Raw genomic sequence first — 17,850 nt, 5'->3', positions numbered from 1 at the left:
CAGTAAAGCTCATTATTATTATGTAAAAAAAAGAGCGAGAGCATCTCTCGCCCTATTGATAGGCTATTTACCCATTTTTACTTCGGTAACCCATTTATTTATCAGCTCTTTACGAACATCACTATCGCCATATTTATCCATGTCGTAGTTAATCAGTTTTAAGTCTGATAATTTCAAAGCCATCGGGGAAGACTCAGCCGTGGTATTGGTGAGAATTTGGTAAGATTTACCCTCTTTCCAACTAATTTCTTGTGCTTCTTTAGAGAGTGTCCAGTCTACAAATAACTTAGCGTTATCCATATTACGGGCATTTTTGATGATACTGACACCGCCAATTTCGTAACCTGTGCCCTCACAAGGTGAGATAAGCTCTAGTGGTGCCCCGTTTTCAACTTCGAGTGAATAGTCGTGTAAGAAGCCGATACCAATCGCGGCCTCACCACGGGCGGCGTTACGCGCTGGTGCAATACCTGATTTAGTATATTGAGAGATATTGGTATTTAGTTTTTTCAGATAATCAAAGGCTTGCTCTGTTCCCCACAATTGATCGAAAGTTGCTAATGCAGTGTATGCAGTGCCCGAACTTTGTGGATCAGCGATTTGAATTTCACCTTTGTATTCAGGTTTGACTAAATCTTTCCAACAGGTCGGAATAGGTAGACCTTTCTCTTTTAAACGATCTTTATTGACACCAAAACCTAGAATACCGACATAAACCGCAGAAGAGTAGTTTCCTTTGCGTTTAGCCGGATCACGAAATTGTGGCATGATCTGATCAAGATTGGGGGATACATAAGGCTCTAGCAGATCCATTTCACCCGCTTGTGAGTGAGGATCCATTGTTCCGCCATACCAAACATCAGCTTGCGGATTGCGTTTTTCTGCTTCTATTTTCGCTAATGTACTGCCGGAGCCATTACGAACAAAAGTGGTTTTAACATCATACTTTTCAGCAAAAGCTTTAGTTTCAGCTTCACACATCGCATTTGTGGCACTGCAATAAACCACTAAGCGACCCGCAGCACTGGTGGATAAACTTACCGTAGAAAGAGCTAAGCCGGCGGCAACAAGTGTAGAGAGAGTTTTCAGTTTCATGTTCAGAACCTTTTAAATGTGTCGTCATCGGAAAATGAAAGTGGGCCAACTAAATGCTCACGTTTACTGACATCAGCGATCAGCAATGGCATTAGTAGTAGTCCCATTAAGGCCGCAGCACTGGTTAATAATACAAACATCCCAGTCCAACCATAATGCGCCATGACCTGACTTAATGGCCAACCTGCTATTGCAGCCCCTAAATAGGCATACAATCCCAAGTAGCCTGTTACCGTACCTGCTGCGTTTTTATGACAATATTCTGTGGCAGCAAGTCCGATTAACATCTGTGGTCCAAACACAAAAAAACCGATACTGAAAAAACAGGCTGCAAGCAATGCATAATGATGAATTGGCATTAGCCAAAGTGCTGTTACTGCGATAAAAAGCCCGAGTGAAAACAGCAATATCATTGGTGCTCGTTGGCCACGGAATAATAAATCCGAGCCCCAGCCTGAACATAACGCGCCTAACAATCCACCCATCTCAAAAAGAGAAAGAATGGCATTAGCACTTAACAAGTTAGCGCCATGGGTTTCTGATAACCAAATATTTCCCCAATCATTTATCGCCATACGAATGAGATAAATTAAAATATAAGAAAAACCTAGTAACCAGATCATTCGGTTAAATAAGATGCTTTCTTTCAAAATGGTTAACATAGGGGTCGGAGGCGATACTTGCTCTTGACGTAATTCAAAAATATCGCGCCGCCATACACCTACTGTGGGTAACCCTTCTTCTGCTGGTGTTCCTTTTAGTTGCATACAAAGCCATAAACCCATAACAATACCTATTAGGCCGGGAATAACTAAGGCTATTTGCCAACTAAAATGAGTTGCCAACCAAGCGGTTAAAAGGGGAATACTCATCCCGCCAAGATTGATGGAGATATTCCATAATCCCCACCAGAAACCGCGTTCATTACGTGAATACCAATGGGTGAGTAACCTTGCACAAGGGGGCCAACCCCATCCTTGAAAGAAACCATTAAGTGCCCAGACTAAAAGCAAGGCAGGAAAGGATAAACAGTAGGCAAAAATAATATTCATCACCCCTGTCATTACCAGACCTGCGCCCATAAACCAACGGTAGCCGTATTGGTCATGGAAAATACCAGAGAGAAATTTTGATAGACCATAAGTGAGATAAAACAGGCTGGCTATCCAGCCAATATCACTTTTATCTAGATGCAGTTCCGTTTGCATAACGGGCATCACAAAATTGACGCTTTTACGAGTCAGGTAAAACGTGGCATAGCCAATGATCATCGACAACATTAAATTTTTACGCCAAAAATCATAGGTCTTATTTATTGATGCCGAATTTTTACCTAACATAACATCCTCTCTGATATTGCCAATGTAAGAAAAATGCAGTTAAAAAGAATGAGAGAAGGTTGTAGATGACTAAGACTAATTCCTAGTTTTCACGCTTTTCTATTGAATTTGTGGGTAAGTTAACAATTATTTTAGTACCAAGCTGACTAATTACTTCCCATTCTCCCCCCAATGCGCAGATCCGCTCTTCAATACCTCGTAGCCCAAAACCGTTATTAGGTTGTGTAGGCAAAATGCCAATACCATTATCATGAACAACCAGTCGTAATTGTGCTTGATGTTGAGTAAGCGAAATGTGGATCTCACTGGCGTTAGCGTGTTTGCTGATATTATTGAGTAGTTCTTGCACTAGTCGGTAGAGTGTAAAAATAATGGTGTCGCTTTCAGGCTCTGTTTCAAGAGCATAATGAAAATGACAGTGAATACCATTTTCATGAAATGAGAACTCATCAATTAAATGGTGTAGTGCCTTCTCTAATGACATCTCTTCTAAAATAGGCGGCCTTAGTTGGCGTAGCAGTTGTCGGGTAGATTGATGTATTTGTTGGGCTAATCGCTCAATTTGCTCGCCTGACTGACGTGTTTTATCGTTATCTGCACTTCTTTTTACTAACATTGACTGAATTTGAATAGCTGTAATATTTTGTCCAATTTCATCATGTAATTCACGAGCAATGGCTTTTTTAACATCTTCTTCGGTATGTACTAGTTGTTCCATCAACGCTCGGCGTGCTTGTAACTCTTGCTCTAAACGTATCTGATAATGACGTAAATTATTGGCAAGTTGTTGCTGGCGACTAATAGCAATACCTAAACCAATACCAATTAAGGCTTGGGTTGTTAAAAACATCTCTAATTCATGCAAATCGGCAAAAGCACCATTTACTTGTCTAGCAAAGGTAATCATTAAACTGCCTAACAACGCGGATAATACGCCCCCTTGCCAACCATAACGATAAGCCATAAAAACATTAGGAATAAACACCAGAATAACTAATAAGCGTTCAATTTCTGGGGTAAGAAAAAATTGTGCACTTAATCCAATAAGACAAAAGAGAAATACCCACATTAATAAGGAGGTACGCAATGGTGGCTCAGGGGTGATTTCGGCGATTAATGCTCGACTTTGTAATTCACGTAAATATTCATAAAGTAGAAAAACAAAGGGAGCCAATAAAATACCACCTGTTATTGAGGTCAAAAATATTGCGCTGGTGGACGTCGTGAGAAAAAAACTGAGTAGGAAGGCTTGTAATAGGCTATTAAATCCGACCGCTGCGATAAGTAAGGTTAACCGTTGCCAATAAAGTGGGTAACGCCACCAGATCCGTTGTACTTCTAGTGCGACCAATAAGCTGATTAAAGGTGAGAGATAAAGAGTTACATGGGTAATTAATTGCTGTTGAGTTAGCCAGTAATAAAGCCCCCATTCGGCCAATAACATCGGCAACCAAAAACGTCGCCAAAGTAAAATAAATAATGCTAGCCGTAAGCCTTGAGGTAAAAAAAGTGCGGCTTGTTGACCATTATGACTAAGATAAAAACTGATCACCCAAAGTGACAACCAGAGTAAAGAGTAGGTCAACAATAAAAAGAGAGATTGAAGAAAAAAACGTGCGCCTCTTTGCATGTTAGAGTGTTCCGGTGATTAACTGGTTGTTTAATGCAAAATGGACTAAATCAATGGTTGTTTCACAGTTCAATTTACCCAGTATATTGGCTCGATGAACATGCACCGTTTTATGACTGAGATTCAGTTGTACGGCGATAGCTTTAACATTAATACCTTGTACTAGCAGATTAAAAATCTCTCTTTCGCGAGGGGTTAAACTATGTAAAGCATCTTCTTTTTCAGGTGTCTGTCGAAGTGCTTTCATGGCATCAGCACAGAGATAACAGCCCCCTTGATACACAGCACGTACTGCTTGAACGAGCTCTTGTGGACCACAGCGCTTAGTTAAATAGCCATGGGCACCGGAATCTAAAGCGCTTTGTACAAATGCGGGGGTATCATAAATACTTAAAATAATTGTCCGAAAATCAGGGCGTTTTTGTTTTAATCGACTTTGTAATTGTAGTCCACTCTCTCCAGGCATAGAGAGATCCATCACCGCCACATCAATATTATCATTTAATAAATAGGGCCAAGCTTCTTGGCCATTTGCGTATTCACCGACAATATTAATATCCGGCTCTAGCATTAGCAGTTGTGCAAACCCAGAACGCACAACAATGTGATCATCGATGAGAGCAACGTTTATCATATTTTTATTAGGCTAAGCATTGTTAGGTAATATTTATCTGTTTTATAACAAGCTACAGGAAGTTATGCGAGAAAAAAGGGAGCAAAAACACGCTTTTGCGCTTTGTCTCTCGCTTTTAGCGTATTGAATCGAGACAATTAGCAGGGCAGAATTAACCCCCTCACAAACAGGGAACCTCCATTTGTAAGGGGGATTGGCAGATTAAGCGACTTGAACGGGAACGGCTTTAGCAATGCGTTTCATTTCATTGTCACCTTCAAAATAGGCAATGTTGGGTTTATGGCTACGCGCATCGCTATCTGGAATTTGAACATAAGAGCAAATAATTAAGCGATCACCTACAGCAGCACGGCGAGCGGCTGCGCCATTGACAGAAATAATACCAGACCCTCTTTCTGCGCAAATGGCATAAGTAGAGAAACGTTCACCATTATCAACGTTATAAATATCAATGGCTTCATTTTCAAGAATACCAGCGGCATCCATAAAATCCTGATCAATCGCGCAAGAGCCTTCATAGTGAAGATCAGCTTGGGTGACTTTTACGCGATGAAGTTTGCCTTGTAACATGGTGCGTAGCATTGTTGTGTTTCCTATTTTTAATTATTCATTAGACTAAGCTAACTTGTTGGCTATCGATTAAACGAGTGTTACCTAACCAAGCTGCCATTAAAATAACGGCACATCGGCTATCTTCGCTTAGTGGTGCTAGTGTTTGTGCATCACAAATAAAACATTCATCAGCACGAAAGCCTTGCTGTTCAAGGGTTGCTTTGGCAGTTTGTAATAGTTGGTTAACATCAAGGTTTCCCGATTTTAATTGCTCGGCTATCTGTTGCATAGCTTGATAAAGCACAGGGGCTTGTTGTTTTTCATTATCTGATAACAAACGATTTCGAGAGCTAAATGCCAATCCTGTTTTATCACGCACAATAGGGACTGGAATAATACTGATATCAAAACATAAATCACTGACCATTTTTTTTATGATCTGCAGTTGTTGATAATCTTTTTCACCAAATAGCGCGACATCAGGCTGTACAAGGTTGAATAGTTTACTTACAACGGTTGTTACACCGCGGAAATGTCCTGGGCGACTAGCGCCTTCTAACACAGAAGAAAGTACTGGAACCTCAACAATTGTTTGGTTTTCCATCCCATTTGGGTACATCTCTTTCGCTGATGGGGCAAAGACAATATCAACATGTTTATCGCGCAGTAACTCACAATCTTCTTGTAGGGTTCGTGGATAGTTTGCTAAATCGGCTTCTCTATCGAATTGCATTGGGTTAACAAAAATAGAGGCGATAACCACATCAGCATGAATACGCGCTTCTTCTATCAGTTTTAGGTGACCTTGATGCAGGTTGCCCATGGTCGGAACCAATGCAATGCGTTTACCTTCTTGTTTTAGTCGCTTAATTTCGCGGCGTAAGATAAGCGTTGTTTCAATAATTAGCATAGCGTGACTCCTTTAAACTATTTTAATGAATTTAAATGATAAATCAGTTAAATGAGTGTTGTTCTTGAGGGAACAGTTTTTGTTCAACTTGTTGAACATACAGTCTGACAGCCTCGGGTAAGGAGCCAGCTTCTTGTAAGAAATTTTTAGAAAATTTAGGGGCATTAGGTGTTAGACCTAATAAATCATGCATAACAAGAATTTGTCCATCAGTGACATTACCGGCACCAATGCCGATAACGGGAATATTGAGTGATCCGGTAATAGTTTTTGCCACGGAAACGGGGACGCATTCTAATACAGCCAGTTGTGCTCCTGCGGTTTCAAGCGCCATAGCATCTTGTTTAAGTTGCTCTGCAGCAGCTTCTTCTCGACCTTGTACTTTATAGCCACCAAACACATTAACAGATTGAGGGGTTAAGCCTAGGTGAATACAAACAGGCACTGCGCGTTCAGTGAGCATTTTGACTGTAGGAATAAGCCAGCTTCCTCCTTCAATTTTGACCATATTCGCTCCCGCTTGCATTAGAATAGCTGCGTTAAGACAGGCTTGCTCTGGAGTGGAATAAGACATAAAAGGCATATCAGCAATTAAGAAAGCGTTAGGGGCGCCTGCTCTTACACAACGGGTATGATAGGCAATTTGCTCAACGGTGACAGGTAATGTGCTGTCATGACCTTGTAGTGTCATACCGAGTGAATCACCAATTAACATGGCAGGAATACCTTCATTGGCAAATAGACGAGCAAAGCTAGCATCATAAGCCGTGATAGTGGCAAACTTTTTCTTTTCTTGTTTATAGCGATTGAGCGTAGATAGCGTAACCGGCTTCATGATAATAAACTCCATGGCGTGTTGCGTGTAAATTGAGTTATTTATGTCAGTTAATTATTTGTTTATTAAAGAAAATATGACATAAATAAAAAACATTAACTGCTGATTGTAGCATCTACGTACTAAAAACGAAGAAAAAGTCGTGAATTGAATAATAAAAAATAGAAATAAAAAATATTTTGATATTTATCCAAGAATTAGAAATGGTGATATAACAGGCGGGAGGGAAGGGCGTATTTTATCACTTATGGGGAGGGATAACGCGATAAAGGAACAGTACAAGAGAGTTGTGAACGGGGTTGATACTGTCAGTCAACAGCATCAACCATTAACATCAAACACGCTTATTATGTGGTATCACCACTTTTCCATACCATTTTTAGGTACGAGCGCTAATCTGTCTGCTAATCGTTCTCCGTCATCAGGGAAACAAAGTTCAGGTGCTAAATCCGCCAATGGATAAAGCATAAATTCACGCACCTTAAGTCCATAATGAGGCACAGTTAAACGTTCGGTCTGTATAACTTGATCACCAAATAACATGATATCTAAATCAAGGGTACGAGGTCCCCAACGATTACCTGCTTTTCTTTCACGACCATGGGCAAGTTCAATTGCTTGTGTATGGTCGAGCAACTCTTCTGGGGCTAAAGTAGTATCAACGGCGACAGCCATATTGAGATAATCGGGTTGATCTTGAGGTCCCATAGGGCGTGTGCGATACCAAGGTGATTGGGCAATCAGTGTAGTATTAGGGATTTCACTAATCGCTTTTATCGCCGATTTTACTTGCTGTTCTGGTGAGTTTAAATTACTGCCCAGAATAATATACACACGCTGTTGTTGCTTACTCATGTTTGTTCTCTTGTCTTGGTGCATTATTTTTTGCATTAGGGTGACGAGGACGTTTACGAGGACGTGTTCTTTTGCGTACCGGGCCTGGACCTAATTCAGAGACCATAGAGCGTTGTTGTGTATTGTTTGAAACCTGAAAATCAGCCCACCAAGCGGCTAATGCTTCCAGATCAGGATTTCTTTGTACATTAGCGCGTAATTCCAGTAGATCAAATGCTGCACGGAACTTAGGATGCTCAAGCAGTTTATTGGCTCGGCGCCCTTGACGCTTAGGTAAACGCTGCTGTAATTGCCAAATATCACGCATCGTGGTGGTGATACGTTTAGGGATCGCAATAGTACGACATTGCTCATCTAAAATATCATTCATCGCCATTGAGAAAGCATCGTAATAAGACAGTCCACTTTCTTGAGCCAGTTTTTCGGCATGCTCCACTAAGGGATACCATAGCATTGCTGCAAATAAGAATGCCGGATTTACGCGCATTTCTTTACTAATACGATAATCGGTATTCTTTAGCACCTGTTCGATCATTCTTTCCATTGGGGTATCTTGCTGCTCAGTGATCCTTGAGGCAACTAATGGAAAAAGAGGCTCTAAAAGTTGGAAATGGCGCATTAACCGATAGGTTTTATAACCATGTCCTGTTTGTAATAATTTCAGCGATTCTTCAAATAGGCGTGCTGAAGGAATATTACGTAATAGTGGTGCTAATTGGCTAATTGGCTCTGCAGTTTCCGGTGCGATACGCATATCCAGTTTACTGGCAAAGCGGATAGCTCTTAGCATCCGAACCGGATCTTCACGATAGCGAGTTTCAGGAGAGCCAATTAAACGAATAGTACCTGATTTAAGATCAGCCAAGCCCCCCACATAATCACGTACAGCAAAATCATCGACGCCGTAATAGAGACTATTTAAGGTAAAATCCCGACGAATGGCATCTTCTTCAATCGATCCGAAGATATTGTCGCGTAGCAACATACCGCTTTGTGCTTGTTGTGACTGATTGCGATCGGATGTTTCATGATCTTCATGAGAGCCACGGAAAGTAGCGACTTCAATCACTTCGGGGCCAAACATAATATGCGCTAGACGAAAGCGTCGACCTACTAAGCGGCTATTACGAAATAATCGACGGACTTCTTCTGGCGTTGCATTGGTAGCAATATCAAAGTCTTTTGGTTTTTTCCCTAATAATAGATCGCGTACACCACCACCCACTAAATAAGCCTGAAAGCCTGAATTATTCAGACGATAAAGAACTTTTAGTGCGTTATCACTGATGTCTTTACGCGAAATCGGGTGTTGATCTCTTGGGATCACAGTCATTGGCAAATCACTCCCGTTCGCCTTTTCGTTATTACTTTTGTTCTTACGGGGACGGTCTGCGGATAGGGCAGGACGCCGACGCACAGTCGTTTGTGTTTCTTTTTTAGGTCGGTCAGATGCAGTGACAGGCCTTTCACTCGCTACCGATTCTGTATCTGACGATGTTGTTTGTCGTCCTAGCAAATTACGGCAGAAATGCGCTACTCGGTTAAAAATATGACACCTCGAATAATTAAATCTAATAATTAAAAAATTAAGCGGCTAATCATAGCCTACTGAACATTTTTTGAGAATGCTTTGTGTGGGTTATTGTGCATCTTCATCATAATGTTAACGAATAATCTTGCCTGACAGCAACGGTTGACGAGGTAAGAAAATGTGCTCCATCAATATTGTTCCTTGCTTATGGCCATCAGCTATAGTGATAGAATTATACGCAAATAACTTCTCTTTTATGTGAATAAACATCGTCATCACAGTGCGAATAGTCTGAGTTATTGTATCAAGAAGTATTAATTGGAGGATGATATTATTGATGTGAAAGCGCCAACGCTCATAATTTGTGTCAGCTTGAAGATAACGAGCCAATGCTGTAACCAAACCACCAAAACAAAGTTGGTTTATTAATAATGGCACTAAATGCCTAATACACATTGTCATCTTGGGTATTAACGTTTAGATTAAAGCCTCAGCACCTAAGTACTGAGGCTATACTCATTAATTAGCCAGCCATCTGTTTTTCACGGATTTCAGCTAATGTTTTACAGTCGATACAGAGATCGGCTGTTGGACGAGCTTCTAAACGGCGGATGCCGATTTCAACACCGCAAGACTCACAAAAGCCGAAGTCATCATCTTCAACTTTCTTCAGTGTTTTCTCAATTTTCTTAATGAGTTTACGTTCACGATCACGGTTACGCAGCTCAAGACTGAATTCTTCTTCTTGTGCAGCACGGTCAACAGGATCTGGGAAGTTGGCCGCCTCATCTTGCATATGAGTGACGGTACGGTTGACTTCATCCCTGAGCTGATTGCGCCAAGATTCAAGTATTAGCTTAAAATGCGCTAATTGGGCTTCGTTCATGTACTCTTCGCCCGGTTTTTCCTGATATGGCTCAACGCCAGCAATAGCGAGAATGCTCATGGACGATGTTTTACGCTTTTGCCCTTCTTGCATAATGCTTCTCCTACATACGCATTTTCTGAATAATCCCCCACCTTAAATAGGAAGGGAAAAAAATAGGGCGCTATAAATAGCAGATGCCCGCGCGGATAGCAATTATTCCTTTAATAAGTTTTCTCATGATGTGAAGGCACGCAAGTAAAAAGGCCATTTTAGTTAAAAAATACTTAACCAACACCATGAGAACGTATTAACCTTTTGAAATAAAAGGTAATTGCTTTCCAATTGTTAAATCGTACTCACTAATATTGATGCGATAACATAAAATTTCAACCCCAGCATCACATGCTTGTTTTAGCAATAAGTCATACTTAGGGTCAATCTCTTTAGCAACAGACACTTGTGTAATGCCAGTATGGGGGACAGCGTAAAATAAGATAGCCCTTAAGCCCGATTTTGCGATAGCGGTCAACTCTCGAAGGTGCTTTTGACCTCGCTCTGTTTTAGCGTCAGGAAAATAGCCCATTCCAGCATCTAATAAAGTGACCGATTTCACTTCAATATAGCAGTCAACTTTATGATTTGACTTAAGTAAAATATCAATACGGCTATTCTCACTACCATACTTCACTTCGCGTCTTATCTCATCATAGTCAGATAATTCTGGAATATCGCCAGCTTCTATCGCATCGGCAATGATCGTATTAGCTCTTAAGGTATTAATACAGATCCAATCACCTGATTGAGTTTGGGTTAATTCCCAACTATGAGGATATTTTCTTTTGACATTCGATGACGTGGAATACCAAACCGTATCACCTGGAGTTGCGCATCCCGTCATCGCACCCGTATTAGCACAATGGAGCGTGAATTCTTCACCATTTGCCGTCACTACGTCTGCTAAAAAACGTTTGTATCGTTTTAATAAAGTGGCAGATTGTAGTGGTTGTTCAAATTTCATAATCACCCCGGTGAAAATACGTCCTTTAATAAAGGGCTAATGCTACAATGAGCCACAGAGAAAGTTAATCAGTTATGGAGCTTGTGTGCATCTATTGCCAATTTTTGAGGTAGCAGGATCTGTTGTTACTGCATTAAAACAATGTCCCCAAGTCTTACTTCACGCCCCCACAGGGGCGGGAAAATCAACCGCACTGCCGCTGTATTTGCTTCAACAAAATATATTTGATGGCAAAATTATTTTATTAGAGCCAAGGCGTATTGCGGCAAAAAGCATCGCTTATCGTTTAGCAAGTCAACTCAATGAAGAGGTGGGTAAAACGGTGGGGTATCGCATGCGTGCTGAAAGTAAAGTGAGTCAGCAGACGCGGCTTGAAGTGATCACCGAAGGGGTGTTGACACGTATGTTACAGCAAGATCCTGAACTGACAGGTGTAAGTTTAGTGATACTTGATGAATTTCATGAGCGGAGTTTGCAAGCAGATTTAGCGTTAGCACTGCTATTAGATGTGCAATCAGGATTACGTGATGATTTACGCCTTTTGGTGATGTCTGCAACATTAGATAATCAAAAATTAACTTCACTATTGCCGGATGCGCCGATGATTAGCTCTGAAGGGCGTAGTTATCCTGTTTCACGGCATTATTATCCTATTCAATCACACCTGCCTTTTGAACAAGAAGTTGCCACGATGGCGCGACGTTTGCTTACACAAGAGACGGGCTCTTTACTTGTTTTTCTGCCCGGTAGTGCAGAAATTATTAGAGTCGCGCAATTATTAGCTGACAAAGTGGATAAACACACCTTAATTTTTCCACTTTATGGGGCACTTTCATTAGCACAACAGCAACAGGCCATAGAGCCTGTAGAAAAGGGATATCGCAAAGTTGTATTAGCAACAAATATTGCAGAAACCAGTTTAACAATCGAAGGTATTCGCTTGGTGCTCGACAGTACCATTGAAAAACGTGCCCAATTTGATTTAAAAAGTGGTGTAACAAGCTTATTGCGCCAACGAATAAGTCAAGCTTCACAAACGCAAAGAGCGGGGCGGGCAGGACGTCTTGAAGCCGGAATTTGTTGGCACTTAATCAGTCAGGAGCAAGCTGAGCGCGGGGCAACTCACCAAGTACCTGAAATTTTATCTAGTGATCTCTCTTCGTTATGGCTTTCAATATTGCAATGGGGATGTCGTGATATAAACCAACTCTCTTGGTTAGATACGCCTACACCAGCAGCAATAAACGCAGCTAAAACATTATTGCAACGATTAGGTGCCATTGATAATCAAGGGGGATTAACCTCGCGGGGAGTACGTATGGCACAGTGGGGCATCGATCCCCGATTGGCGGCAATATTAGATTATGCTAGTGAAAAAAGTGAGCATCATCTTGCTACCGCAGCAAGGTTGTGTGCCATTTTAGAACAGCCACCAAGAGACAGAGAGATTAATCTTGAATGGCTGATCCAACAGAAAAATCATCAATGGTCACAGCGTGAAAAACAGCTATTACAGCAATGCAAAGGGCAATGTCGCCCAGAATTATTAGCATCACTATTGAGTGTCGGATTTGCAGATAGAATAGCCAAAAACCGTGATAATCAAGGTCGATTTCGCCTCGCTAATGGACAAGGCGCAATGATGGATAATACTCAACCAATGAGCCAATCGCCGTGGATTTTAGCACCATTGTTGTTGCAAAATGCACATTATGCGGATGTGCGAATTTTATTAGCCTTACCTATTGATATTAATGAAGTATCCTCTATCTTTCCGGAATTGATACAAGATAATACCACCGTTGAATGGGATGAAAAGCGCGGTACACTTCTTGCGTGGCAACAGCGCCAATTAGGTCAGTTAACCGTTAGCCAAATGCCATTAGATAAACCTAATAAAGCGCAAATGCAAACGGCATTATTAAATTGGTTACGTAAACAAGGATTAAGTGCTCTACCCTTAAGTGAAGCGAGCAAGCAACTGTTTATTCGCCTTGCTTTAGCGCAAAAGTGGTGCCCTGAGGCCAATTTACCTGTATTGAATGAAGCCGTTTTATTAGACTCATTAGAATTGTGGTTACAACCTGAATTAGGCGATACCCAATCACTTAAGGCACTGCTACAAATGGATATTAATGGGATAATTAAAAATCAGTTAACTTGGCATGAGCAACAATTATTGCAAGAGCTGTTCCCAACACACTATATTGCCCCAACGGGCACTAAAGTGATGATTAAATATGATTTAGATAATCCGCCGATTATTGCTATCAGGATCCAAGAGGTTTATGGTGAAAAACAAAGTCCTATTGTGGCAAAAGGGCAATTACCTGTAGTGATGGAGTTACTTTCTCCGGCTATGCGACCTATCCAAAAAACACAAGATCTCGCTACTTTTTGGGCCGGAAGCTATACACAAGTACAAAAAGAGATGAAGGGGCGATATCCCAAACATTTGTGGCCAGATTCACCCGCAACAACGGCCCCCACTCGACGTGTAAAAAAATGGAGTTAGCGCGTATATATACGTGCTGAATAACAATTTGAGAGCTTTCCTGTGGGATAGCTTGGAAAAATAGCGACAATGTTAGGCTTCTTTACCCTAAGGGTGTGGTGAAGAGGTTTTAATGAGAGAAACTGTTCATGAGTAGAAAGAAAAAACCAGTAAAGAAAACCAATAGAAGGCGTTCTTGGTTTTGGTTATTTGTTAAAATCGCCATTGTGGTTGCGGTTTTAGTCGGCATCTATGGTGTTTATTTATATTCCCAAATTAAAGAGCGCCTTGACGGTAATGTATGGGAATTGCCTGCTGCCGTTTATGGACGTACTGTCAATTTAGAACCTGGCATGAACTATAGCCAAAAAGAGATGGTAAGTTTACTGGAAGGTATGCAGTATCGCCATGTCAATAAAATCACCCGTCCTGGGGAATTTGTGGTTAAAAATGGCACTATAGAGATGTTACGTCGACCGTTTGATTTTCCAGATGGTCGCGAAGAGCAAATTTTAGCGAAATTGACCTTTGAACAAAACTCATTGGTGAGTATCACCAATATGAATAATCAGCGTCAATTTGGTTTCTTCCGCCTCGATCCTAAGCTTATCACTATGATGCAATCGGCTAATGGTGAACAGCGTCTATTCTTAGCAAGAGATAAATTTCCTCAACTATTAGTCGATACATTAATTGCTACGGAAGATCGCCGTTTTTATGAGCATGATGGCATCAGTATTTATTCTATTGGTCGTGCGGTGTTAGCGAACTTTACCGCAGGTAGAGCGGTACAAGGGGGAAGTACTTTAACGCAGCAATTAGTAAAAAACTTATTCCTAACCAATGAAAGAACGCTAAAAAGAAAGCTTAATGAAGCCTATATGGCGATTATCATGGATGCGAGCTATAGCAAAGATCGTATTTTAGAGCTGTATCTTAATGAGGTGTTCTTAGGGCAAAGTGGTGATGAGCAAATTCGTGGTTTTCCACTGGCTAGCCTTTACTATTTTGGTCGACCTGTTGATGAACTAAGTCTTGACCAACAAGCATTATTGGTTGGAATGGTGAAAGGGGCTTCTGCATACAATCCATGGCGCAATCCTAAGGCTGCATTAGAGCGCCGTAATGTGGTACTAAAATTATTACAGACCCAACAAATTATCGATCAAGAGCTTTATGATGTATTAAGCGCACGTCCTTTAGGAGTAAAACCTCGTAGCGAAGCGCTAACGCCGCAACCGGCATTTATGCAGTTAGTTCGTCAAGAGCTACAAACTAAATTAGGTGATCAGGTTAAAGATTTATCGGGGACTAAAATTTTTACAACGCTTGATCCTGTTTCACAAGATGCAGCGGAAAAAGCGGTAGAAACGGGAGTCGCTGATTTACGTAAAACACGCAAAATCAACGATCTCGAAGGCGCGATGGTTGTTGTAGATCGCCTCAGTGGTGAGGTTAGGGCGTTAGTGGGCGGTTCACAACCACAATATGCCGGTTTTAATCGTGCCATGTCCGCACGCCGTTCAATTGGCTCATTAGCAAAACCGGCAACTTATTTAACCGCATTAAGTGAGCCTGAGCGTTTTCGTTTAAATACCTGGTTGGCGGATGAACCTATTTCAGTGCCTATTCCGGGAGGAAAACCATGGCAACCACGTAACTACGATCGTGGTTATAAAGGGCGATTAATGTTGGTGGATGCTCTTGCTACATCACGTAATGTACCAACGGTTAATCTTGGTTTAGAAGTTGGGTTAGACCAAGTGATCAAAACATGGATCAAACTAGGTGCCCCAGCAGAAAATTTAGAAAAAGTACCAGCGATGTTACTTGGCGCACTAAACTTAACTCCAATGGAAGTGGCGCAAACTTTCCAAACAATCGGAAGTTTAGGTAATCGCGCTAAATTATCGGCATTGCGCTCTGTTATCAACCAAGATGGTACGGTGCTTTATCAAAGCTACCCGCAAGCAGAAACAACGGTTTCTCCACAAGCAGCATATATGACACTGTTTGGTATGCAACAGGTGGTTAATTCAGGTACAGCAGCACGAGCATTAAAACCTAAATTTGGTCAATATAACCTTGCAGGTAAAACCGGAACCACCAACGACTTACGTGATAGCTGGTTTGCGGGTATTGATGGTAAAGAAGTCACTATTGCATGGATGGGACGTGATAATAATGGCCCAACTAACTTAACAGGATCGACAGGGGCATTGATCCTTTATCGTCATTATTTAGAAAATCAAACACCATTAACATTAAATCCACCTGTACCAGAAGATATAGCACAGATGTCGATTAATGCTGAAGGTAACTTTGTTTGTTATGGTGGCGGCGTGCGTACATTACCTGTGTGGACAGCAGATCCTGATAGCCTCTGTACACCGTTACCACAAGAGAGCGACGGCGACGATAGTGCGGCGCCTAAATGGTTACGCGATCTGTTTTCTGAGTAATTATTCGCAATACTATTGAGATAAAAAATATCCTCCTGCAATCGCGGAGGATATTTTTTTGCCAGCAATACCAGCAATAAATGCTATTTAAGTAATGAAAGATTACGCTTTCATTTTGCTAAAGGCGTATTCAGCCGCATCGATAGTACGTTGAATATCTTCTTTGCTATGAGCAATAGACATAAAGCCAGCTTCAAAAGCCGACGGAGCGAGGTAAATACGTTTTTCTAACATTAAGTGGAAGAACTGTTTGAAGCGTTCGACATCGCAGTTCATTACGTCTTGATAGCAAGTCACTTCTTTGGCATCGGTAAAGAATAAACCAAACATACCGCCTACATGGTTTACTACCATAGGGATACCTGCTTGTTGTGCTTTTTCAAGTAAGCCATCCGCTAACATAGTAGTAAGTTCATCCAGTGTTTGGTGAACTCCCGGTTGTGAAACTTCTTGCAAACAAGCTAGACCCGCCGCCATCGCAATGGGGTTACCCGATAATGTTCCCGCTTGGTAGACAGGACCGATAGGGGCTAATTGAGACATCACTTCTTTATGTCCGCCGAAGGCGCCTACAGGCATGCCACCACCTATAATTTTACCTAAACAGGTCAAGTCAGGATCAACATCGTAATAAGCTTGTGCGCCGCCTAATGCGACACGAAAACCTGTCATTACTTCATCAATAATCAGTAATGCACCAAATTCATCACATAATGCACGTAATCCCGGTAGAAAATCGGCTTTAGGTGGAACACAGTTCATATTACCGGCAACGGGTTCAACAATAATACAGGCGATTTCTTCCGGATAATTTTCAAATGCTTGACGTACTGAATTTAAATCGTTGTAAGTACAAGTTAAAGTGTGTTTAACAAAATCAGCAGGAACGCCTGGAGAGTTTGGTTGTCCCATCGTCAATGCACCAGATCCTGCTTTGACTAATAAGCAGTCTGCATGTCCATGGTAACAGCCTTCAAATTTAATGATTTTGTCACGACCCGTGTAGCCACGAGCAAGGCGAATGGCACTCATGGTGGCTTCTGTACCTGAGTTCACCATACGAACCATATCCATCGAAGGCACTAACTCAGTGACTAAATTTGCCATTTCCACTTCAGCAGCCGTAGGAGCACCAAAGCTTAGGCCTTTTTGCACCGCATCAGTTACAGCGTGGCGAATAGCGGGGTGATTGTGGCCTAATACCATCGGTCCCCATGAACCGACATAGTCAAGATAAGCACGTCCATCGGCATCATAAATATACGCACCATTAGCACGTTCAATAAAAAGCGGTGTGCCACCAACACCGTTAAATGCTCTAACCGGTGAATTGACGCCACCAGGTATCACTTGTTGTGCGAGATTATAAAGCGTTTCAGACTTGCTCATGTCAGACTCCTAATGATGGGTGAGCGTAAGATTAACGCCTATTCTAAAGCACAGTGCAGATGAAGCCAAATACACGACAACAACATTTTGATTTATCATTGTTATTGTTCGAGTTGGTACTCATTAATAAAGAAAAGTTGTGTATCAAAAAGTGCATTTTGTCCACAACAAACTTGAAGGTTAAGAGCAGGTATTAGATAATCATCACATTATATCAGCAAGAAGCATCAATTTTTG

Annotated in this window: 14 protein-coding genes and 1 pseudogene; 2 read left to right on the top strand and 13 right to left on the bottom strand. The window is 41.4% G+C overall.

From position 1 onward, the window contains the following. Positions 1-63: 63 nt before the first annotated feature. The 12 genes from AACV01_RS00755 to sfsA all read right to left on the bottom strand — a co-directional run bounded on the left by AACV01_RS00755 (position 64) and on the right by sfsA (position 11,268). Positions 64-1,095, bottom strand: coding sequence for an ABC transporter substrate-binding protein (locus AACV01_RS00755; protein WP_004247279.1), 1,032 nt, complete (start codon positions 1,093-1,095; stop codon positions 64-66). 2 nt (positions 1,096-1,097) lie between these two features. Next, a complete protein-coding gene (gene uhpC, locus AACV01_RS00750) occupies positions 1,098-2,435 on the bottom strand; it encodes an MFS transporter family glucose-6-phosphate receptor UhpC (protein WP_004247280.1) in 1,338 nt (445 codons plus the stop codon). Positions 2,436-2,517: 82 nt separating this feature from the next. Further along, on the bottom strand, positions 2,518-4,065 hold the full coding sequence (locus AACV01_RS00745) for an MASE1 domain-containing sensor histidine kinase (protein ID WP_071425925.1): 1,548 nt from the start codon (positions 4,063-4,065) through the stop codon (positions 2,518-2,520). A 1-nt stretch (position 4,066) separates the two neighbouring features. Beyond that, positions 4,067-4,699 (bottom strand): response regulator transcription factor, encoded by a 633-nt coding sequence (locus tag AACV01_RS00740; protein WP_004245006.1) that lies wholly within the window; start codon positions 4,697-4,699, stop codon positions 4,067-4,069. Positions 4,700-4,900: 201 nt separating this feature from the next. Beyond that, entirely contained in the window at positions 4,901-5,281 is a 381-nt protein-coding gene (gene panD, locus AACV01_RS00735) for an aspartate 1-decarboxylase (RefSeq protein ID WP_004247282.1), read from the bottom strand. A gap of 28 nt (positions 5,282-5,309) precedes the next feature. Beyond that, a complete protein-coding gene (gene panC, locus AACV01_RS00730; protein ID WP_161682297.1) occupies positions 5,310-6,161 on the bottom strand; it encodes a pantoate--beta-alanine ligase in 852 nt (283 codons plus the stop codon). 43 nt (positions 6,162-6,204) lie between these two features. Beyond that, entirely contained in the window at positions 6,205-6,996 is a 792-nt protein-coding gene (panB, locus tag AACV01_RS00725) for a 3-methyl-2-oxobutanoate hydroxymethyltransferase (protein ID WP_004252505.1), read from the bottom strand. Between the two features lie 357 nt (positions 6,997-7,353). Then, positions 7,354-7,851 (bottom strand): 2-amino-4-hydroxy-6-hydroxymethyldihydropteridine diphosphokinase, encoded by a 498-nt coding sequence (folK, locus tag AACV01_RS00720; RefSeq protein WP_004245001.1) that lies wholly within the window; start codon positions 7,849-7,851, stop codon positions 7,354-7,356. Next, positions 7,844-9,400 carry a polynucleotide adenylyltransferase PcnB gene (gene pcnB, locus AACV01_RS00715; RefSeq protein ID WP_369946343.1) on the bottom strand — a complete coding sequence of 519 codons (1,557 nt, stop codon included), beginning with the start codon at positions 9,398-9,400 and terminating at the stop codon, positions 7,844-7,846. The genes folK and pcnB overlap by 8 nt, the downstream gene beginning before the upstream one ends. Before the next feature lie 114 nt (positions 9,401-9,514). After that, positions 9,515-9,820 (bottom strand): hypothetical protein, encoded by a 306-nt coding sequence (locus AACV01_RS00710; RefSeq protein WP_004252502.1) that lies wholly within the window; start codon positions 9,818-9,820, stop codon positions 9,515-9,517. A gap of 85 nt (positions 9,821-9,905) precedes the next feature. Then, entirely contained in the window at positions 9,906-10,361 is a 456-nt protein-coding gene (gene dksA, locus AACV01_RS00705) for an RNA polymerase-binding protein DksA (protein WP_004244998.1), read from the bottom strand. Between the two features lie 196 nt (positions 10,362-10,557). After that, positions 10,558-11,268 (bottom strand): DNA/RNA nuclease SfsA, encoded by a 711-nt coding sequence (sfsA, locus tag AACV01_RS00700; protein WP_004244997.1) that lies wholly within the window; start codon positions 11,266-11,268, stop codon positions 10,558-10,560. A gap of 85 nt (positions 11,269-11,353) precedes the next feature. Between sfsA and hrpB the strand changes: the two genes are divergently transcribed. Beyond that, positions 11,354-13,783, top strand: coding sequence for an ATP-dependent helicase HrpB (gene hrpB, locus AACV01_RS00695; protein WP_046334631.1), 2,430 nt, complete (start codon positions 11,354-11,356; stop codon positions 13,781-13,783). 131 nt (positions 13,784-13,914) lie between these two features. Next, positions 13,915-16,224: pseudogene (gene mrcB, locus AACV01_RS00690) on the top strand (bifunctional glycosyl transferase/transpeptidase); the annotation flags it as partial. A 102-nt stretch (positions 16,225-16,326) separates the two neighbouring features. On the opposite strand, the gene hemL reads toward mrcB, so the two are convergent. Continuing rightward, positions 16,327-17,613, bottom strand: coding sequence for a glutamate-1-semialdehyde 2,1-aminomutase (hemL, locus tag AACV01_RS00685; protein ID WP_012367503.1), 1,287 nt, complete (start codon positions 17,611-17,613; stop codon positions 16,327-16,329). Between the last annotated feature and the right edge of the window lie 237 nt (positions 17,614-17,850).

The sequence above is a fragment of the Proteus sp. G2609 genome (assembly GCF_963896135.1).
GTDB lineage: Bacteria > Pseudomonadota > Gammaproteobacteria > Enterobacterales > Enterobacteriaceae > Proteus > Proteus mirabilis.
The sequence above is the reverse complement of the archived record's forward strand: the minus strand, read 5'-3'. Positions and strand labels throughout refer to the sequence as shown.